Raw genomic sequence first — 17,112 nt, 5'->3', positions numbered from 1 at the left:
TCGTTTCCGTTCTTCTATATCCAGCTTTAGCGAGACATGTAAAAAATTATATTGATAAGCTTACGAATAATACAATTAAATAGTCTTAACTGGTGTGACATTTATAACTTATTGATAATGTGCATTTTAATTAAATTTCTTAAACACTCTTAAGTAGACAATTATTCGTTTGTCTCTGTATTCTGTCTCTTTCTCTATGTTATGTTGTGCCATTAGCGAACGGGCGGATGGGATGGAAAAAAATGACCAGGCGTATCGATTACCTGATTGAAAAATATCATTTCACTGAAATCAACGAGTCGCCGCGCATTGCCAGCCAATGGAAAGAGGTTCTGGCGGAGTGCCAACAAGAGAATGCCGGTGTTGAAGAACGACTGCGTATTGCGCTGCTTAATGTCGATTACGTAACCAGCTTTGAACTGCCCTTCCGTTTGCTCCTCACCCGTACTCCGCAACTGATCGACAAGCTGCGGAAAGAATTTGCCCTCACCCAGAAAAATGTGCTGATTAATGATAAACGCCGTGGCCAGGTTTACAGCATCAATGCCGATCTCAGTCGCGTCCCCGATGCCTTTCGCTATCGTCTGTCGTCGCGTATCCGCCGTATGGATGAGGAAACCATTACCACGGCGCCCTATCAGCAGGTTGCCAGTCAGACAAAGCATCCCGAGGAACGGCTTCGCCTGGCACTGGAGAGTGGTTTGCAGGTTAACGCCCTGGATGGACTGTTCTGGCTGGGGATCCAGCGTATTGCCGCCGATATTCAGCGACTCCGCGCGTCAGGCATGCCGATTCTGGCGTCAGATGTCGAGGTGTTCGATTCACTGACCGGCACGCGCCGAACCGTGACGGCATACCATCTTTAACCGGTTGTCAGTTCCTGAAAGCGGGATAAAAAAAGCGCGCGTGCCTCTCGTGGCATCAGTGGCGTGACGGTCAACCGCGTCGTGGGCGAGATCCCTGCCAGCATCGGCCAGTCATTACCGGGATCCAGATTGAGATCGCGCCGCTCGGTTGCCAGCATCATCAGGTCCACCTGTTTAATCACCTTGCTCGGGGTGAGAGGAAGATCGAAACGCTGACGAATGGCGTTATCCAGCCGTGCTTCAATCTCTTTGTACGCGGGAAGCAAGCGCTTTAACGGTGAGGGAAGATCCAGACAATAGGCCTCAGCGGCATCGTGCAGCAGCGCTTCAAGCGCGAACTCAGGTGGCGTTAACTGGCTGCACAGAACCCCGTGTTGGGCGACACTGTAAAATTCAGGCACATGTCCGGCAAAGCGACAGAGGTGCGAAAGGGCGACCGCAATATCTTCAATCACAATATGCTCCGGTCGAATATCACCGTAATCAATGTGTTGTCCGGTAATGGTGGCGATAAATTTCATCCGTTCTCCTGCTTCCTTGCCGTTCTTGCCCACGACGGGCGCCTGGGTAGCCATAAAGAAACTACGTTTTTATATTCACTACGTAAATATTTTTCACCCCTTACCGCACGCTTTTCAGAGCGATCGCTTTTATAGCTTCTTAGTTATATTCCAGCACAAAGGTGGCAGTGCCATTTGCCCGTCCCGCGGTGACCGTCGATCCTGTCTGCACCATCTGTGCCATAAAATTGACCGGCACTGCCGTTGCGGCGCTGGAAGCGGGAACTTTCTGTACCACTGGCAGATTTGCGGGCTCATTCAGCGTCACCGATGTTCCCTTTACCGGCCCGTTACCGCCATTATCACCATAGCGGATCCGGATCCCGACGCCGTCCGCACCACCGGGAAAGTGCGTAATATCCAGCGTATCTGTCGCCCCGGTCGTCGCCGGGGTCGCGAAGAAGCCAATACGGATATCCGTGGGCGTAGCGCAATACACGGGGATGCTAAACGGCACCGCCGAACCGCCAGAGGTACCCGGACCTTTGAAATCGCTCCGGTTCGCTTTGCCCAGATCGACAAAAATACTGGCGCGGGTGACGCTACAGCTACCGCGACTGCCGATGTCCACGTTCATCGCCGCAAGATCGAGAATCACCGGCCTGCTGACCTGATCGCCATTTCCCCCCGCATTCGGGTACGTCATCGACAGGTTCCCGACATTTGCCAGCGTGTTGGCGAAAGCATGGTTATTACTTACCAGTTGAATATCAGCGGTTTTATAGAAGGTCACCCACGCTTTCACCTCCACTTCCCGTTGCGTCAGCATCGACGGGCTCTCTGTGCTGTCGCAAACCGTAACCGACCGACTGCCCACTGACTCCAGGAAATGGATCGGCCCCCCGTCGCACTGGAAACTGAGTGAGTAGCCGATCCCGGGTAAGGCCGAATTGAACACCGCATGTCCGTCAATGATCTGCCCACCCTGGGTATTCATCTGCTGATAGACGATTTTTTTCCACGACGATGTCGTCCCTTGCCGATCGCAGGTAAAGCGAATCCCCCCACCGTTCACCGGCATAATACTGCTCATCTGAGTATTGACCCGCAGCGTCGGCAGATATTTGATGTTTTGAAAGTTCAGGGTCATTTGTCCGGTATTACCCTGACAGGTTTCGGCCTGAACGTACTGGCTAAACAGGCTCGCTACCAGCAGCATTAACCCGCAAATAAGACGAAAAACCCCTGACATCGTCAGTTCCTCATGATTCATAAACATTGTCCCGCCACCTCTTTCACCGGGTTCCGGTCCTGTGCATCCGCTATCCGGAAATGCAGTACGCACTGGCGGCTCACGCCCGCGCCGTCCCATTTCACCGCAAGAGTGCCTGCCGTCGGCACCCCGCTCAGGTAGACCTGCCCGCGTTCGGCCACCATCGCGCTGGCGGTACCGCCATCACCGACCAGCCGGGCGCTGGCACCAAAAGGCACCACATCCTGATTGCGGCGAAGCGTGAACAGTACGCGGTTGCCGATATGCGTCTGGTAATGTGCTTCCACCACTGCGCCGCCGCCAGGGATCACCGTCGCCCCCTGCAATTCGACATCCGCATCATCCGGTAACGTTTGGGCATCCAGCGCGATCACGTTTTTGTGATAGGGCGTAAGCGTGGGCACCACGGCATAACCACGCCAGTCGGTATGAACATTGTTTGCGTTCTGAATCGCGACGTTCGCCGCGCCCGGCGCGCGAACAATGGCGAAGCTGTCACCGACGTTCTGTCCGAGCGTGATGCCGTGCGGATGTACCACCAGAGCGCCAGACGCCCCCCAGGTCATCTGGCTGCTGTCGCGATCGCGGCGATACCCCAGTTGCGTCGTCCCATATCCACCGTGATAGTCCAGCGATGCGCTGCTGTTGCTACCCTGCCCCTGATTTGCAATCCCCTGCTGTACCGAATAGTAGAGGTTTTGATTCTGCGGCAGCGCACCGTATATCCCCACCTGTTGCGAGGTGTAGCCGTGATTATCGGAAGAGGTGTTGTAGCTTACGGTGCTGTCTGACCACGCGCCGCCCAGCGGCAGCGTAACGTTCAATGACCATGAGCGATCCGGCGCGCTGTGTCCTGTCGTTTTGGTGTAGAAATAGCCGACGCTCCAGGCAACACGCTTCCAGGTACTGTAAAATCCGGCGTGCAGGGTTTGATCGCGATCCGCGTTATGCCAGTAGTCCTGCGAATACGCTGAAAGCGAAAGCGTACCCACCCCTCCCAGCGCCTGATTAACGGAAATCTCTTCGCGACTGCGTTTGCTCCATGTCTGACCGTAGCGGCTTTCCAGCATCGCGGCTTCGCTAAAATCGTAATATCCGCTGGAAGAGTAACGATAGCTGGCCAGACTGAACGAGGTCCCCGTTTGCGCAACGCTTTTCTGGTACTGCGTGCGCAGCGAATGACCGGTATAACGCTTACCTGAAGGCGTCGTGGTCGCCGCCCAGGTCGTATCCAACCCCAGCGCGCCCAGCAGGCCAAAACCACGCCCCAGCCCTGCCGCGACGGCATGATAATCTTCAGCCAGCTGCGAACCGCCATAGAAGGTGAACTCAGCGGGCAGACCATAAAAAAGCGTTCCCTGCATAAACGTCGGCGAACGACTGCGTTGCGAGGTCGAGTGATAGCGCCCGGCGCTCAGGCTGAATCTGGCGCGTCCTTCACGCAGCATAAATGGCACCGCAGCAAACGGCTGTGTCCAGCGCCGCTCAGAACCATCGCTCTCTTTAACAGTGACCTCCAGGTCGCCGCTCTGGGCGGTGGGATAGAGATCCTGAATGGCAAATGCCCCCGGCGACACGTAGGTTTCATAAATCACATAGCCGTGCTGCGCGATGGTTACTTTCGCATTACTGTGCGCCACGCCGCGCACAATCGGAGCAAAGCCGTTCATGCTGTCCGGTTGCATTTCGTCATCAGACATCAGCTGCACACCGCGAAATTGCACGCTGTCAAAGACGTCGCCACGGGTGTAGGTATCCCCCATCCGCAGCTGACTTTTCAGTGAGACAATATCGCGCTGCAGGTAAGTACTTTGCGAGTCCCAGCGTCGGGTTTTATCGTACTGCATCGACGAGATGTTACGCAGGCGCCATGCGCCGAGGTTAACGCCACTGCGCAGGTTCAGATAACTGGAACGCCCGTCATCCGTTGACTGCCGGGTCTGCGAGCCGGAAAAAGTGTAATCGACGAAGGCGGCCGGAATGCCGTCATCCCAACGCGCGGGATCGACATAACCGTGGCTTTGCACGTTCATCGCCGCCTGCGGAATGCTCAGATTCAGACGCTGAGTGGAGAAATCAAACTGGCTGCGGGCATCGGGAATGTAGCGTTCGATATCGGTGAAAGTGCCTCCATCAGGCAACTGACTGAAGGCGGTAAACGCGCTGACGTTAACCCCGTATTCCGCCAGTTGCGAAGGGGTGAGCAGCGGTTTCAGTTGCCCATTCTCCTCGACAAACGTCACATTCTGCTGTGCGACCTCCTGTTCGTTGAGCCAGACACTGACCGGGTACGTTCCGGGCTGCTGTCCGCCCGCTTTGGCAAAATAGCGCAGGTCCGCCAGTTTCTGTTGCGGATCGCGTAATTCCAGCGCGGCAGGATCAAAATAGTCATCCGCCCACGCCTGACGCTGATCGCAAAACAGCAGTAAAACGCCAGGGATGATCGTCAGCAGCAGCGTCGCGCTGTCCGCCGATAACAGGACGGTTCTCTTTTTCACGGGAAGGTTGCCTGACATCACTGTTGCGCGGAGTCGGTCACGCCGCCAAAATCATTGATTGCCCGCCATGTCACCGGGCCGCTGCCGTTGGTCGTCCAGCGACGCGTGCTCAACGGGGCGATCATCCCCGGCTCGGCAAGCGCTTTGCCGCCCACGGTCAGGGAGAACAAGGAGATGTGATACGGCGTCGGGTTGTTCGCCACCAGTTGGTTTCCTTGCACGGTAAAGGTCAACTGCGTCCAGGCGTCTTTTGCCTCGCCTTTCAGCCCCTGCGGGCGATAAAAAAGTTTGAAGCGAGACTTCACGTTAATCTGCAGTTTATTGGCGTCCTCTTTTTGCGTCGGGGCGATACTTTTAATGTTCAGCCAGAACATGGACTCCCGATCGGCAGGCAATGCGCCCCCCGTAAACGTAATACGCAGGACGTTTTGCTGTTCCGGCTCAAGACGAAACAGCGGCGGCGTGACCACGAACGGCACTGGCCGCTTATCCTCTGCGTTCGCGTTTTCCACCCATGATTGCACCAGATACGGCGTCTGCGTGTCGGCATTCGTCACCGTCATGGTGGCTTCGCGCTTCCCTTCCTGATAAACAACACGGGTTCCACCCATGACAATGCCTGCCTGCGCGGTAGCGCTCAGCAGAATTAACGATGCCGTCATTGCGGCGATAAACTGTTTCATGAAGTGTGACCATCAGGAAAAGAAGAAAAAAGAGTTGAGCAGACCGGAAGCCTGCTCAGAGTGTCGATCAGTTGTATACCATCAGGAAGTCAGCAGTGCCGTTAGCGCTGCCCGCCGTCACATTCGTGGTCGTGGAAACATAATCGGCCATAAATTTCAGGTCGGCTTTATTTGATACCACATTCGCAGCGGCAGACACTGAGCCCAGCGTAATTGGCGTAGGCGAGCTACCGGCGTTATATAATTTGATACCGACACCTGTTGCGATGGAGCTGGAATTCAATGCCAGCAGTGCGGGATTATTCGCATCTGTCGCCCCCGTAAATAACACGGCCACCGTTTTCACCGACGCCGGACAATTATCTACGCTGATGGTAAAAGGCGTTTTCGTGGTTTCCACCCCTGTACCAGTAAAAAAGGTTTTTGCCCATCGACCTAAATCCACGCTGGGATGTTTTGACCCCGTAGTGACATTACAGGAACTGTCGACAATCTCACCGGAAAATTCCACTGTACCACCGGTCCCCTGCACCCCAGAAACCGCTGACAGCGCGACACCAGACGCCATTGCGCTGACCAGAAACGCGGCTATACGAATTTGACTCTTCATTATTTCGCTCATTTAAACGTATTATTAATGTTTACTTTCGCCAATACAAAAATTGTTCTGGCGTTTCTCCCTTCGCATGCTCCTGCTGATAATATTCACAATCCCGTCGTGATAATACGAGGCTTTACTTGCTGTGGTAATGCGGCAAAGACAAAACATGACCTTTTAATAAAGACTTGCATCGCTGCCATGTTAGCCGTGATTAAAATAATATTTTTCTATGTTACCAATTGCAATACCACTGAATTTTCTGCAACACCGTAAGATAAAAGTCTACATTAATATTCGCGGCCATTTTTTTATTAACTGTATCAACATCCCCTGGGGCAACGGTTAAAATAAACATAATGGCAACATATAGAGAGAAAAGAGATCATTTTCTGGGCTTTTTTTTGCCCGACGGGCATCTGGCCTAAGTGAAATTAAGAATATTCCTGGGGGGAAGGCTCCCTTTTAACCATCGATATGAATCCGGCGTAAAAATGCCCCCGGAAGGCCATAGCCTGGGCGGGGGCATGTCAGTGACAGGTGTCATCCTCTGCTCTTCAGGAGCACAATGAGTCATCTTATTTCTGGATCACGGTCCACTTGGAGGTCGGCGGCGTATATGTCGAAAAATACTCAACAATTTCCGGCAACGAATCGGAGAAAAACAGCATATCCACGTAACTCTGCTTCATAAAACCTTCATCGGCCATTTTCTGTACCATGACCTGCAGCGGTTGATAAAAATTGTTCATGTTATAAAACGCACAGGGCTTGTGGTGGATGCCTAATTGTCCCCACGTCCACTGCTCAAAAATCTCTTCCAACGTGCCTGCCCCGCCGGGTAAGGCGATGAAAGCAGAAGACAATGCCGCCATGCGATCTTTACGCTGGTGCATGTTCTCAACGACCTGCAAATCAGTCAGCCCGGTATGCGCAATTTCACGTTCAACCAAAGACACGGGCATCACCCCCGTCACGTGCCCGCCGTGTTGCAGGGCGGAATCCGCCACGGCCCCCATCAATCCGACCCGGCCACCGCCATAAACAATGCCCAGCCCGGCCTGAGCCAGATAGGTTCCGGCTTCGCGCGCGGCCTGCATATAAACCGAAGAATGGCCTTCAGATGAACCGCAAAAAATACCGATAGACTTCATATAATTTCCTTTTGGAATTACTTAATCCGTAAATCTTCATTCACTCAATGTCGAAACAGCATAATGCAAAGGGGCTCAATACACTATGTGAGATCGGCCAGATGAAAGTACTGACCAGGTGATTTCCAGTAATTACCAGAACGATACGCATAAACGCCTTAGATGAATAAGAGTAGTTTCAGGCGTTATTATTCCCTCGCTCGCATTTTATTTGTCGCAAAACATTTCATCACATAAAGACAGGCTAATTTCAGCCACACGCCCTCATCCGCCAAATATACCCGTACTAATGCAATTTCTGCGGGTTAACGGGAATCAATCTGCTCACGGCTAAATACCAGATCCCGCCTCTAAAGCGGTTATATGACTTATTATTGCTATTCTCACCGTGTTTTTTGCAGTATTGTTTACTCATTGTTGTAGTTCTACAGTGAATGCTAGCGAGGTTGCCATGTCGTTTTTCGTCCTTAGCAAAGCCTTTTGCTCATCATTCGGGGTATTCCGGAATGGGCTCGATCGTAGAACAGCAATAACGTTTATTGATTCAGTAAGATAAGCAAAAACACAAGACCAGAGGAGGCACCCAGTCGATAATGTCACGACGTTATGACGAAACAACATACAGCCATTTTCATTATCCGCTCACGTCCTTCTGTAGCGAAGCAACGTTGCATACGATTAGCGCCTACCGTGCAGTACAAATAAATCATGAGTTAAAACCGGATAAGACCATTGGATTAATGGAAATCAGCAGAACGCTTGCGCACCTGCAATCAAAAGGGAACCTAATGAAAAATAACGCCGATAATAAGAAGAGGAATTTCCTGACTCAAAATGAAATAGAGTCACTTCTCAAAGCAGCAAACACGGGACCACACGCTGCCCGCAATTACTGTCTGACCTTATTGTGTTTTATTCATGGATTTCGTGCCAGTGAAATCTGTCGCCTGCAAATATCAGATATTGATATTAAATCTCGATGTATTTACATTCACCGCCTGAAAAAAGGTTTTTCGACAACACATCCATTATTAAGAGAAGAAATTCAGGCGTTAAAAAACTGGCTGACTATACGAGCCGACTATCCTCATGCCAACAGTGAGTGGTTATTTTTATCAAGAAAAGGAAACCCTCTTTCTCGCCAACAGTTTTATCAAATCATTTCAGCCTCGGGCGATCACGCTGGGCTCCCGCTTGAAATTCATCCGCATATGCTTCGTCACTCATGCGGTTTTGCATTAGCCAATATGGGGATCGACACCCGTCTCATCCAGGATTACCTGGGACACCGTAACATTCGCCATACCGTCTGGTACACCGCCAGTAACGCTGGTCGATTTTACGGTATCTGGGATGACGCTAAACTCAAACAGCATAATGCTATTTCACTGTGACAGATACAACACCATGGATGGTGTTAAAACCACGATAAACAAAGCATTAATAATATTTAACCATATATTTATTATGCTTATTGTTCACTTCCATCCTTATTTGCAGCAGAATTAAACAGTTTTATTATATCCATGTAATGAATCAGGATACTTTTTTTTCAACATGACCTTTTCGTCAAACAAACCTTCGCCACCTTCTCACCTCTGTAACTATTTTTCGTTTAAATTTATACACCTGACTTTGTCTACAACAGCCGCTATTGTCGCACCTGATAAAATCAATAAAAATAAGACTTATCACGTGGTAATAATAGCTACGTATGTAAAAGTGATGTAATCACCAACGGTGATTAATCCCTCAAATATAATATGCCTTTAACATCGTGGATTATTTTTTAATCGCATGATGTTTTCTACAGGTGTTCATTAACAAAAACATATTTCAGGAGTAATGCATTGTGAATCGACGTCGTTATCTTACTGGCAAAGAAGTACAAGCCATGATGCAGGCTGCCCGACATGGCGCAACCGGAGAGCGAGATTATTGTCTTATTTTGCTGGCGTTCCGTCACGGCATGCGCATCAGTGAACTCCTCGATTTGCATTATCGCGACCTCGATCTCAACGAGGGACGAATCAATGTCCGTCGACTGAAAAACGGGTTTTCCACCATTCATCCACTGCGTTTTGATGAGCGTGAGGCCGTTGAACGCTGGAGTCAGGAACGCGCAGGCTGGAGAGGCGCAGGCCGCACTGACGCCGTGTTTATCTCCCGCCGGGGGACACCGCTTTCTCGCCAGCAGGCATATCGCATTATTCGGGCTGCGGGGGTTGATGCTGGAACCGTTACCCATACTCACCCCCATATGCTCCGTCACGCCTGCGGTTATGAACTTGCCGAACGGGGGGCCGATACGCGACTGATTCAGGATTATCTTGGCCATCGAAATATTCGCCATACCGTCCGTTATACCGCCAGCAACGCCGCACGTTTCGCCGGATTATGGGAGAGAAGCAGCCTGTTAGAGGTCATTTCGCAGGAGAAAAAGAAATAAGCTAACGGATTGATATAAAAAGGAAAGGCTTTACCTGAACAGGTCAATTGGGGCCAAACTGTTTATATCATAAAAAGAATTAGTAAAGCTTTGCAACTAACAAGTTAGGAATTATCGATAAACACTCTTTATCTCATTGATTAGAATAGTATTACCTCCAACATTTTTTCACATTTACCACCGCCGTTTACGCGCTTTCAACATTTCTCCACCTGACTCCTGCACCATATCAGTCATCTACATAAAACTATTTTCAGTTTTTTATATCAAAAAATTGCAACCATAAGAAACAAAAAACCAATAAGAAAGAAATAATATGCCATTTAAAGCCGTTTATACCAACGAGTCAAAATGGCCCCAATTGACTCATTCATTGGGTAAAAACTGTGCAGAACCGGCAGTCGCCCCATTCGGCTGAAATATGGAATGCCTGGAAGGCACAACGACTGGCCATTTCGGTTCGTGATATCGACATTGTTTAAAGGAAAACAGCATGAAAATTAAAACACTGGCTATCGCTGCTATGTCAGCCCTGTCCCTGACCTCCGCGGCGGCTCTGGCCGATACCACCACGGTAAACGGCGGTACAGTGCATTTTAAAGGAGAAGTCGTTAACGCAGCCTGCGCCGTCGACGCCGGTTCAGTCGAACAAACCGTTCAGCTTGGTCAGGTTCGTTCGGCAAAACTGGCTACTGCGGGCAGCACCAGTTCTGCGGTCGGTTTCAACATTCAGCTTGATGATTGTGATACCAGCGTGTCAACCAAAGCCTCTGTCGCGTTTTCTGGCACGGCCGTTGATACCACCAACAACACCGTACTGGCACTGCAGGGCTCTGCTGCCGGTAGCGCCACTAACGTTGGCGTCCAGATCCTCGACAACAAAGGCACCCCACTGGCGCTGGACGGCGCAACCTTTAGCGCAGCAACAACCCTGAACGATGGCACGAATATCATCCCGTTCCAGGCACGTTACTACGCCACGGGCGCCGCAACTGCCGGTACCGCTAACGCAGACGCCACCTTCAAAGTTCAATACGAGTAATTCATCACGCAAGGATGCGCCTGGGGCCAGGAAGGCCTGTTATCCGCAATGGGACTGAGGTGATAACGATGCAAAGGATGAAATCAGGTCTGCTGATGCTTTTACTTCCCGCCTGCGCGCTGGCCGGCAACAAGTGGAACGTGACGTTACCTGGCGGAAACATGCGTTTCCAGGGAGTCATTATTGCCGAATCTTGCCGCGTTGAAGCTGGCGATCGCCAGATGACCGTGCAAATGGGGCAGATCAGCAGCAATCGATTTCATGCGCCAGGGGAGGATATCAATCCGGTTTCTTTCGATATTCACCTTCAGGAGTGCAGTACCGCCGTAAGTCAACGCGTCGGCGTGGCATTTCATGGCGTCGCGGATGGTAAAAACCCTGACGTTCTCTCCGTAGGAGAAGGTCCGGGGATCGCCAGCGGTATCGGGATAGCGTTATTTGATAAAGAGGGTAGCCAACTCCCACTTAACGGCCCACCGACGAGCTGGACACGGCTTTACTCCGGGCCAACCACACTGCATTTCGTTGCGAAATACCGTTCTACCGGACGTCAGGTCACCGGTGGGGTCGCGAATGCACAAGCCTGGTTCTCTTTGACCTACCAGTAACAACCCCGCAGAGATAGCAAATACAGGAAACGACGGTGAATACAGCAAGGATAAACATGAAAAAAACACGCACCATGATGCGCAACCTGCTGGGCGGGATGCTGATGATAGCCGTCATGGGATTATTCACACCGGCTGAAGCTGGCGTTGCGCTGGGGGCAACACGGGTGATTTATCCGGCGGGTCAAAAACAGGTGCAACTGGCGGTCACCAATAATGATGACAGCAGCACGTATCTGATCCAGTCCTGGGTAGAAAATGCCGAGGGCGTCAAAGACGGACGTTTTGTGGTCACACCACCGCTGTTTGCCATGCAGGGAAAAAAGGAGAACACCTTACGCATCCTTGATGCAACCAACAATCAGTTACCACAGGACCGCGAGAGTCTGTTCTGGATGAATGTCAAAGCCATTCCGTCGATGGACAAATCCAGGCTCAGCGATAACACCCTGCAACTGGCCATTATCAGCCGTATCAAGCTGTATTACCGTCCAGCCGGTCTCGCGCTGCCGCCAGATCAGGCCGCAGAAAAACTCACTTTCCGCCGCAGCGCAGGCTCGCTCACATTGATCAACCCAACGCCGTACTACCTGACGGTGACCGAACTCAATGCCGGCACCCGGGTACTGGAAAATGCCCTCGTGCCTCCCCTGGGCGAGGCCCGCGTGAAGTTGCCAGCCGATGCGGGCAGCGAGATTACTTATAAAACCATTAATGACTATGGCGCACTCACGCCGCGCATGAAAGGCGCACTGCGATAACGAACAGGGAATCCGCGTGATCCCTGAATAAAAAAAGAACTGACAGCCGGGCGATTTTGAACCGGAGGGACTATGTCATATCTGAAACCTGGACTCGTCCACAGGCGGCGTTATGCACCACTTTTGTCAGGCGCAATGGCGCAGATCCCCTTTGCCTTTTTGCTTGCCTCACACACATTTTCCGTGCAGGCAGAACTCTATTTTAACCCGCGCTTTCTGGCGGACGATCCGGCTGCCGTCGCGGATCTTTCCGGTTTTGAAAAGGGACATGAGCTCCCCCCCGGCACGTATCGCGTCGATATTTATCTGAACGAGGGGTTTATGACCACCCGCGACGTCACTTTTCATGCCAGCGACAACCACCGCGAACTGACCCCGTGCCTGACGCGTGAACAGCTCGCCGCAATGGGGCTGAACACCGCTGCCGTCAGTGGAATGAACGTGTTGGCAGCGGATGCCTGTGTCCCGTTAACGGAAATGATCCCTGACGCCACCACCCGTTTAGATGTGGGTCAGCAGCGGTTGCATTTGACGATTCCTCAGGCCTTTATGGGAAATCAGGCTCGCGGTTATATCCCGCCGGAACGCTGGGATCATGGGATTACCGCCGGACTACTGAATTACAACTTCACCGGCAACAATGTCCAGAACGACGTCGGCGGCAGCAGCAACTACGCCTACTTAAACCTGCAAAGTGGCCTTAATCTGGGCGCGTGGCGTCTGCGCGACAATACCACCTGGAGCTACAGCAGCGGCGGGAGTGCCTCGAGCACTGAAAACAAATGGCAGCACGTTAATACCTGGCTGGAAAGAGACATCACGCCGTTGCGCTCACGCCTGACACTCGGCGACAGCTATACCAACGGCGATGTCTTTGACGGTATTAACTTCCGCGGCGCGCAGCTCGCATCTGATGACAATATGCTGCCGGACAGCCAGAAAGGCTTTGCCCCGGTGATCCATGGGATTGCGCGCGGGACGGCACAGGTCTCCATCAAACAGAATGGCTATGAGATCTATCACAGCACGGTACCGCCTGGCCCCTTCAGCATTAGCGACCTGTATGCCGCGGGTAACGGCGGCGATCTGCAGGTTACCATCAAGGAAGCCGACGGGAGCAGCCAGAACTTCACCGTTCCCTACTCCTCGGTCCCGGTGTTGCAACGTGAGGGCCATACCCGCTATGCCGTCACCGCCGGAGAGTACCGTAGCGGTAACGATCAGCAGGAAGAACCGACCTTTTTTCAGAGCACTTTACTCCACGGCCTCCCGGCTGGCTGGACCTTGTACGGCGGTACACAACTGGCAGACCGCTACCGCGCCTTCAATCTGGGGGTGGGGAAAAACATGGGGGTGCTGGGGGCGCTGTCGGTGGACATCACTCAGGCCAATGCCACTCTGCCCGATGACAGCAAACATCAGGGACAGTCGGTACGTTTCCTCTATAACAAATCACTCAGCGACGTTGGCACGAATATCCAACTGGTGGGCTATCGCTACTCCACACGCGGATATTTTAGCTTTGCCGATACCACTTACCGTCGGATGAGCGGCCATGACGTCGAAACTCAGGATGGCGTGATTCAGGTTCAGCCGAAATTCACGGACTACTACAACCTCGCCTATAACAAGCGCGGCAAAGTGCAGGTGAGCCTGACCCAGCAGTTAGGCCGCACCGCCACGCTCTATCTGAGCGGAAGTCACCAGACTTACTGGGGCACCGACAGCGCTGATGAACAATTGCAGGCCGGTCTGAATACCGCCATCGGCGATATCAACTGGACGCTGAGCTACAGCCTGACCAAAAACGCCTGGCAGGATGGTCGCGACCAGATGCTGGCTATTAACGTCAATATTCCTTTCAGCCACTGGCTGCGCTCGGACAGTCAGTCCGTCTGGCGACACGCCAGCGCCAGCTACAGCATGTCGAATGACCTCAACGGTCGAATGACCAACCTGGCGGGGCTGTATGGCACCGTGCTGGAAGACAATAACCTCAGCTACAGCGTGCAAACCGGCTATGCGGGCGGTGGTGAAGGTAACAGCAGCAGCACTGGCTATGCCACGCTGAACTATCGCGGCGGTTCTGGCAATGCCAACGTCGGTTACAGCCGTAGCGACGGACTCAAACAGTTCTATTACGGGATGAGCGGCGGCGTGCTGGCACATGCTAATGGCGTCACGCTGAGTCAACCACTCAATGACACAGTTGTGCTGATTAAGGCTCCCGGCGCTGAGGGCACGAAAGTGGAAAACCAGACCGGAGTACGCACTGACTGGCGTGGCTATGCGGTGCTGCCTTACGCCACCGAGTACCGGGAAAACCGGGTGGCGCTGGATACCAATACGCTCGCCGATAACGTTGATCTGGATGAGGCAGTGGTCAACGTCGTCCCCACGCACGGCGCGATCGTCCGGGCGGAATTTAACGCCCACGTCGGGATGAAACTGCTGATGACGCTCATCCATAACGGCAAGCCGGTGCCGTTCGGCGCAATGGTAACCGCCGACAGCAGCCAAAGCAGCAGCATCGTCGCCGATAACGGTCAGGTCTATCTGAGCGGTATGCCGCTGGCAGGCAAGGTTCGGGTGAAATGGGGTGACGGCGCAAACACCAGCTGTGTGGCGGATTACCGCTTATCCGCAGAAAACCAACAACAGTTGCTCAGCCAGCTCACGGCGCAATGCCGCTAAGGACAAGATGATGAACAAACGTCTTTATCTGCTGGGTGCCGTCTTCTCGCTGGTCAGCGCCAGTGCGTTCGCCGCCGACAGCACAATCACGATCAGCGGATACGTCAGGGATAACGCCTGCGCCGTAGCGGGCGAATCGAAAGATTTTACCGTCGATTTGCTGGATAACGCCGCTAAACAGTTCAGCCATATCGGCGCCACCACGCCTGTCGTCCCGTTTCGTATTGTGCTTTCTCCCTGCGGCACGTCGGTCACGGCGGTAAAAGTCGGTTTTATCGGTATTGCCGACAACGATAACACCCGCTTATTGAAACTCGACAGCGGAACATCGGCGGCGGCAGGAATGGGAATCGAGATCCTCAACGGCCAGCAAACGACACTGCCGCTGAATGCCGGGTCCGCCACCCTTCCGTGGACGACCCTGACGCCCGGTCAGACCAATACGCTTAACTTTTATGCCCGCCTGATGGCAACGCAGCTCCCCGTCACGCCGGGACACGTCAATGCAACAGCGACATTCACTCTTGAATTTCAGTAAGCGGAGGCTTTGATGAAATGGTTTCAACCCCGGTGGCTACTGACAGTCATCCTTGCCGCTTCTGCTGTTGTGCAGGCGGCTGACGTGACCATTACCGTGAACGGGAAAGTGGTCGCCAAGCCGTGCACAGTGTCGACCACCACTGCCACCGTCGAACTGGGCGATCTCTACACCTTCAGTCTGGTCAATGCCGGTTCCTCCTCCGCGTGGCACAGCGTGGCGCTTGAGCTAAGCAATTGTCCGGTGGGCACCTCGCGCGTCACCGCCAGCTTCAGCGGTACCGCCGACAGCACGGGCTACTACAAAAACCAGGGGACTGCCGGAAATATCCAGCTTGAACTCCAGGATGACAGCGGTAACAGACTGAACACCGGCGCGACAAAATCAGTGGTGGTGGATGACACCTCGCAATCCGCCCGTTTTCCTTTGCAGGTCAGGGCGTTGTCGGTCAACGGCGGCGCAACCCAGGGAACGATCCAGGCGGTGATTAACGTGACCTATACCTATGCATGACCAGGAGAGTATGTTGATGAAAAGAGTCGTAACCCTGTTGACGACACTGTTGCTGATGGGCTGGTCAATCAATGCCTGGTCCTTTGCGTGCAAAACCGCCAGCGGCGCGACCATTCCCATTGGTGGCGGTAGCGCGAACGTCTACGTTGATCTCTCGCCTGCGGTTAACGTCGGGCAAAACCTGGTGGTCGACCTCTCAACGCAGATTTTTTGTCATAACGATTATCCCGAAACCATTACCGACTATGTCACCCTTCAGCAGGGGTCCGCTTACGGCGGCGTGTTATCGAGTTTTTCCGGCTCCGTAAGATACAACGGCTCCAGCTACCCGTTTCCGACCACCAGCGAAACCGCACGGATGATCTATGACTCGAGAGTCGATAAGCCGTGGCCGACCGTCCTGTATCTGACGCCAATCAGCTCTGCGGGCGGCGTCGCAATCAGTGCAGGAACGCTTATTGCTAAACTCATTCTCCGCCAGACCAACAACAAAAACAGCGATGACTTTCAGTTCGTCTGGAGCATTTATGCGAACAATAGTGTGGTCATTCCGACTGGCGGCTGCGATGTCTCCTCCCGCAACGTCACGGTTACGCTGCCGGACTATCCGGGCTCCGCCCCCGTTCCGCTGACGGTCTACTGCGCGCAGAGCCAAAATCTGACGTATTACCTCTCCGGCACCACCGCAGATTCCGCCAATTCGATCTTTACCAATACCGCGTCGTCTTCGCCCGCGAAGGGCATCGGTGTTCAGCTCACGCGCAACGGTACCATCGTCCCCGCCAACAGCACCGTGTCATTAGGCACGGTCGGCACCTCTGCCGTGAGCCTCGGCTTAACGGCTAACTACGCGCGAACCAGCGGACAAGTGACGGCAGGCAATGTTCAGTCAATCATTGGGGTGACGTTTGTTTATCAGTGATGTGGGAAAGCCG

Annotated in this window: 15 protein-coding genes and 1 pseudogene; 10 read left to right on the top strand and 6 right to left on the bottom strand. The window is 53.0% G+C overall.

What is annotated here, in order from left to right; translation table 11 throughout:
- The first annotated feature begins 242 nt into the window (after nt 1-242).
- Nucleotides 243-866, top strand: coding sequence for a hypothetical protein (locus JTI98_RS08935; protein ID WP_042999441.1), 624 nt, complete (start codon nt 243-245; stop codon nt 864-866).
- On the opposite strand, the gene JTI98_RS08930 is transcribed toward JTI98_RS08935, so the two are convergent.
- The 6 genes from JTI98_RS08930 to JTI98_RS08905 all read right to left on the bottom strand — a co-directional run bounded on the left by JTI98_RS08930 (nt 863) and on the right by JTI98_RS08905 (nt 7,572).
- Nucleotides 863-1,387, bottom strand: coding sequence for a hypothetical protein (locus JTI98_RS08930; RefSeq protein WP_042999440.1), 525 nt, complete (start codon nt 1,385-1,387; stop codon nt 863-865). The genes JTI98_RS08935 and JTI98_RS08930 overlap by 4 nt on opposite strands.
- A 139-nt stretch (nt 1,388-1,526) precedes the next feature.
- Nucleotides 1,527-2,618 carry a fimbrial protein gene (locus JTI98_RS08925; protein WP_125340055.1) on the bottom strand — a complete coding sequence of 364 codons (1,092 nt, stop codon included), beginning with the start codon at nt 2,616-2,618 and terminating at the stop codon, nt 1,527-1,529.
- Between the two features lie 17 nt (nt 2,619-2,635).
- Nucleotides 2,636-5,095, bottom strand: coding sequence for a fimbria/pilus outer membrane usher protein (locus JTI98_RS08920; protein ID WP_252869635.1), 2,460 nt, complete (start codon nt 5,093-5,095; stop codon nt 2,636-2,638).
- 59 nt (nt 5,096-5,154) lie between these two features.
- Nucleotides 5,155-5,820, bottom strand: coding sequence for a molecular chaperone (locus JTI98_RS08915; protein WP_216082150.1), 666 nt, complete (start codon nt 5,818-5,820; stop codon nt 5,155-5,157).
- 67 nt (nt 5,821-5,887) lie between these two features.
- Nucleotides 5,888-6,430: a fimbrial protein gene (locus tag JTI98_RS08910; RefSeq protein WP_216082149.1), complete on the bottom strand. Its 543-nt coding sequence runs from the start codon at nt 6,428-6,430 to the stop codon at nt 5,888-5,890.
- Between the two features lie 566 nt (nt 6,431-6,996).
- Nucleotides 6,997-7,572 (bottom strand): TIGR00730 family Rossman fold protein, encoded by a 576-nt coding sequence (locus JTI98_RS08905; RefSeq protein ID WP_216082148.1) that lies wholly within the window; start codon nt 7,570-7,572, stop codon nt 6,997-6,999.
- A gap of 788 nt (nt 7,573-8,360) precedes the next feature.
- Here JTI98_RS08905 and JTI98_RS08900 point away from each other — a divergent pair.
- From JTI98_RS08900 to JTI98_RS08860, 9 genes and pseudogenes are all read left to right on the top strand, one after another.
- Entirely contained in the window at nt 8,361-8,966 is a 606-nt protein-coding gene (locus JTI98_RS08900; RefSeq protein WP_058587069.1) for a tyrosine-type DNA invertase, read from the top strand.
- Nucleotides 8,967-9,424: 458 nt separating this feature from the next.
- A pseudogene (locus tag JTI98_RS08895) lies at nt 9,425-10,034 on the top strand (tyrosine-type DNA invertase).
- Nucleotides 10,035-10,514: 480 nt separating this feature from the next.
- The gene (gene fimA / locus JTI98_RS08890) at nt 10,515-11,063 is read left to right on the top strand and encodes a type 1 fimbrial major subunit FimA (protein WP_216082147.1); all 549 of its coding nucleotides are present in this window, start codon (nt 10,515-10,517) and stop codon (nt 11,061-11,063) included.
- 68 nt (nt 11,064-11,131) lie between these two features.
- On the top strand, nt 11,132-11,671 hold the full coding sequence (locus JTI98_RS08885; protein ID WP_216082146.1) for a fimbrial protein: 540 nt from the start codon (nt 11,132-11,134) through the stop codon (nt 11,669-11,671).
- Between the two features lie 56 nt (nt 11,672-11,727).
- A complete protein-coding gene (locus JTI98_RS08880) occupies nt 11,728-12,432 on the top strand; it encodes a fimbria/pilus periplasmic chaperone (RefSeq protein WP_370684866.1) in 705 nt (234 codons plus the stop codon).
- Nucleotides 12,433-12,504: 72 nt separating this feature from the next.
- Entirely contained in the window at nt 12,505-15,126 is a 2,622-nt protein-coding gene (locus tag JTI98_RS08875) for a fimbrial biogenesis usher protein (RefSeq protein ID WP_216082145.1), read from the top strand.
- Nucleotides 15,127-15,136: 10 nt separating this feature from the next.
- The gene (locus JTI98_RS08870; RefSeq protein WP_058587072.1) at nt 15,137-15,664 is read left to right on the top strand and encodes a fimbrial protein; all 528 of its coding nucleotides are present in this window, start codon (nt 15,137-15,139) and stop codon (nt 15,662-15,664) included.
- Nucleotides 15,665-15,676: 12 nt separating this feature from the next.
- Nucleotides 15,677-16,177 carry a fimbrial protein gene (locus tag JTI98_RS08865; RefSeq protein ID WP_216082144.1) on the top strand — a complete coding sequence of 167 codons (501 nt, stop codon included), beginning with the start codon at nt 15,677-15,679 and terminating at the stop codon, nt 16,175-16,177.
- 16 nt (nt 16,178-16,193) lie between these two features.
- Nucleotides 16,194-17,099, top strand: coding sequence for a fimbrial protein (locus tag JTI98_RS08860; protein WP_042999427.1), 906 nt, complete (start codon nt 16,194-16,196; stop codon nt 17,097-17,099).
- Nucleotides 17,100-17,112: the final 13 nt, after the last annotated feature.

The organism is Citrobacter sp. MGH 55, from assembly GCF_016906145.1.
Lineage (GTDB): Bacteria > Pseudomonadota > Gammaproteobacteria > Enterobacterales > Enterobacteriaceae > Citrobacter_A > Citrobacter_A amalonaticus.
The sequence above is the reverse complement of the archived record's forward strand: the minus strand, read 5'-3'. Positions and strand labels throughout refer to the sequence as shown.

What these genes read in the sequence shown, in the direction of transcription:
- JTI98_RS08870 (WP_058587072.1), top strand. Translation starts at nt 15,137, where the DNA reads ATGAACAAACGTCTTTATCTGCTGGGTGCCGTCTTCTCGCTGGTCAGC.
- JTI98_RS08885 (WP_216082146.1), top strand. Translation starts at nt 11,132, where the DNA reads ATGCAAAGGATGAAATCAGGTCTGCTGATGCTTTTACTTCCCGCCTGC.
- JTI98_RS08860 (WP_042999427.1), top strand. Translation starts at nt 16,194, where the DNA reads ATGAAAAGAGTCGTAACCCTGTTGACGACACTGTTGCTGATGGGCTGG.
- JTI98_RS08925 (WP_125340055.1), bottom strand. Translation starts at nt 2,618, where the DNA reads ATGTCAGGGGTTTTTCGTCTTATTTGCGGGTTAATGCTGCTGGTAGCG.
- JTI98_RS08930 (WP_042999440.1), bottom strand. Translation starts at nt 1,387, where the DNA reads ATGAAATTTATCGCCACCATTACCGGACAACACATTGATTACGGTGAT.
- JTI98_RS08900 (WP_058587069.1), top strand. Translation starts at nt 8,361, where the DNA reads ATGAAAAATAACGCCGATAATAAGAAGAGGAATTTCCTGACTCAAAAT.
- JTI98_RS08905 (WP_216082148.1), bottom strand. Translation starts at nt 7,572, where the DNA reads ATGAAGTCTATCGGTATTTTTTGCGGTTCATCTGAAGGCCATTCTTCG.
- JTI98_RS08915 (WP_216082150.1), bottom strand. Translation starts at nt 5,820, where the DNA reads ATGAAACAGTTTATCGCCGCAATGACGGCATCGTTAATTCTGCTGAGC.
- JTI98_RS08910 (WP_216082149.1), bottom strand. Translation starts at nt 6,430, where the DNA reads ATGAAGAGTCAAATTCGTATAGCCGCGTTTCTGGTCAGCGCAATGGCG.
- fimA (WP_216082147.1), top strand. Translation starts at nt 10,515, where the DNA reads ATGAAAATTAAAACACTGGCTATCGCTGCTATGTCAGCCCTGTCCCTG.
- JTI98_RS08865 (WP_216082144.1), top strand. Translation starts at nt 15,677, where the DNA reads ATGAAATGGTTTCAACCCCGGTGGCTACTGACAGTCATCCTTGCCGCT.
- JTI98_RS08935 (WP_042999441.1), top strand. Translation starts at nt 243, where the DNA reads ATGACCAGGCGTATCGATTACCTGATTGAAAAATATCATTTCACTGAA.
- JTI98_RS08875 (WP_216082145.1), top strand. Translation starts at nt 12,505, where the DNA reads ATGTCATATCTGAAACCTGGACTCGTCCACAGGCGGCGTTATGCACCA.
- JTI98_RS08880 (WP_370684866.1), top strand. Translation starts at nt 11,728, where the DNA reads ATGAAAAAAACACGCACCATGATGCGCAACCTGCTGGGCGGGATGCTG.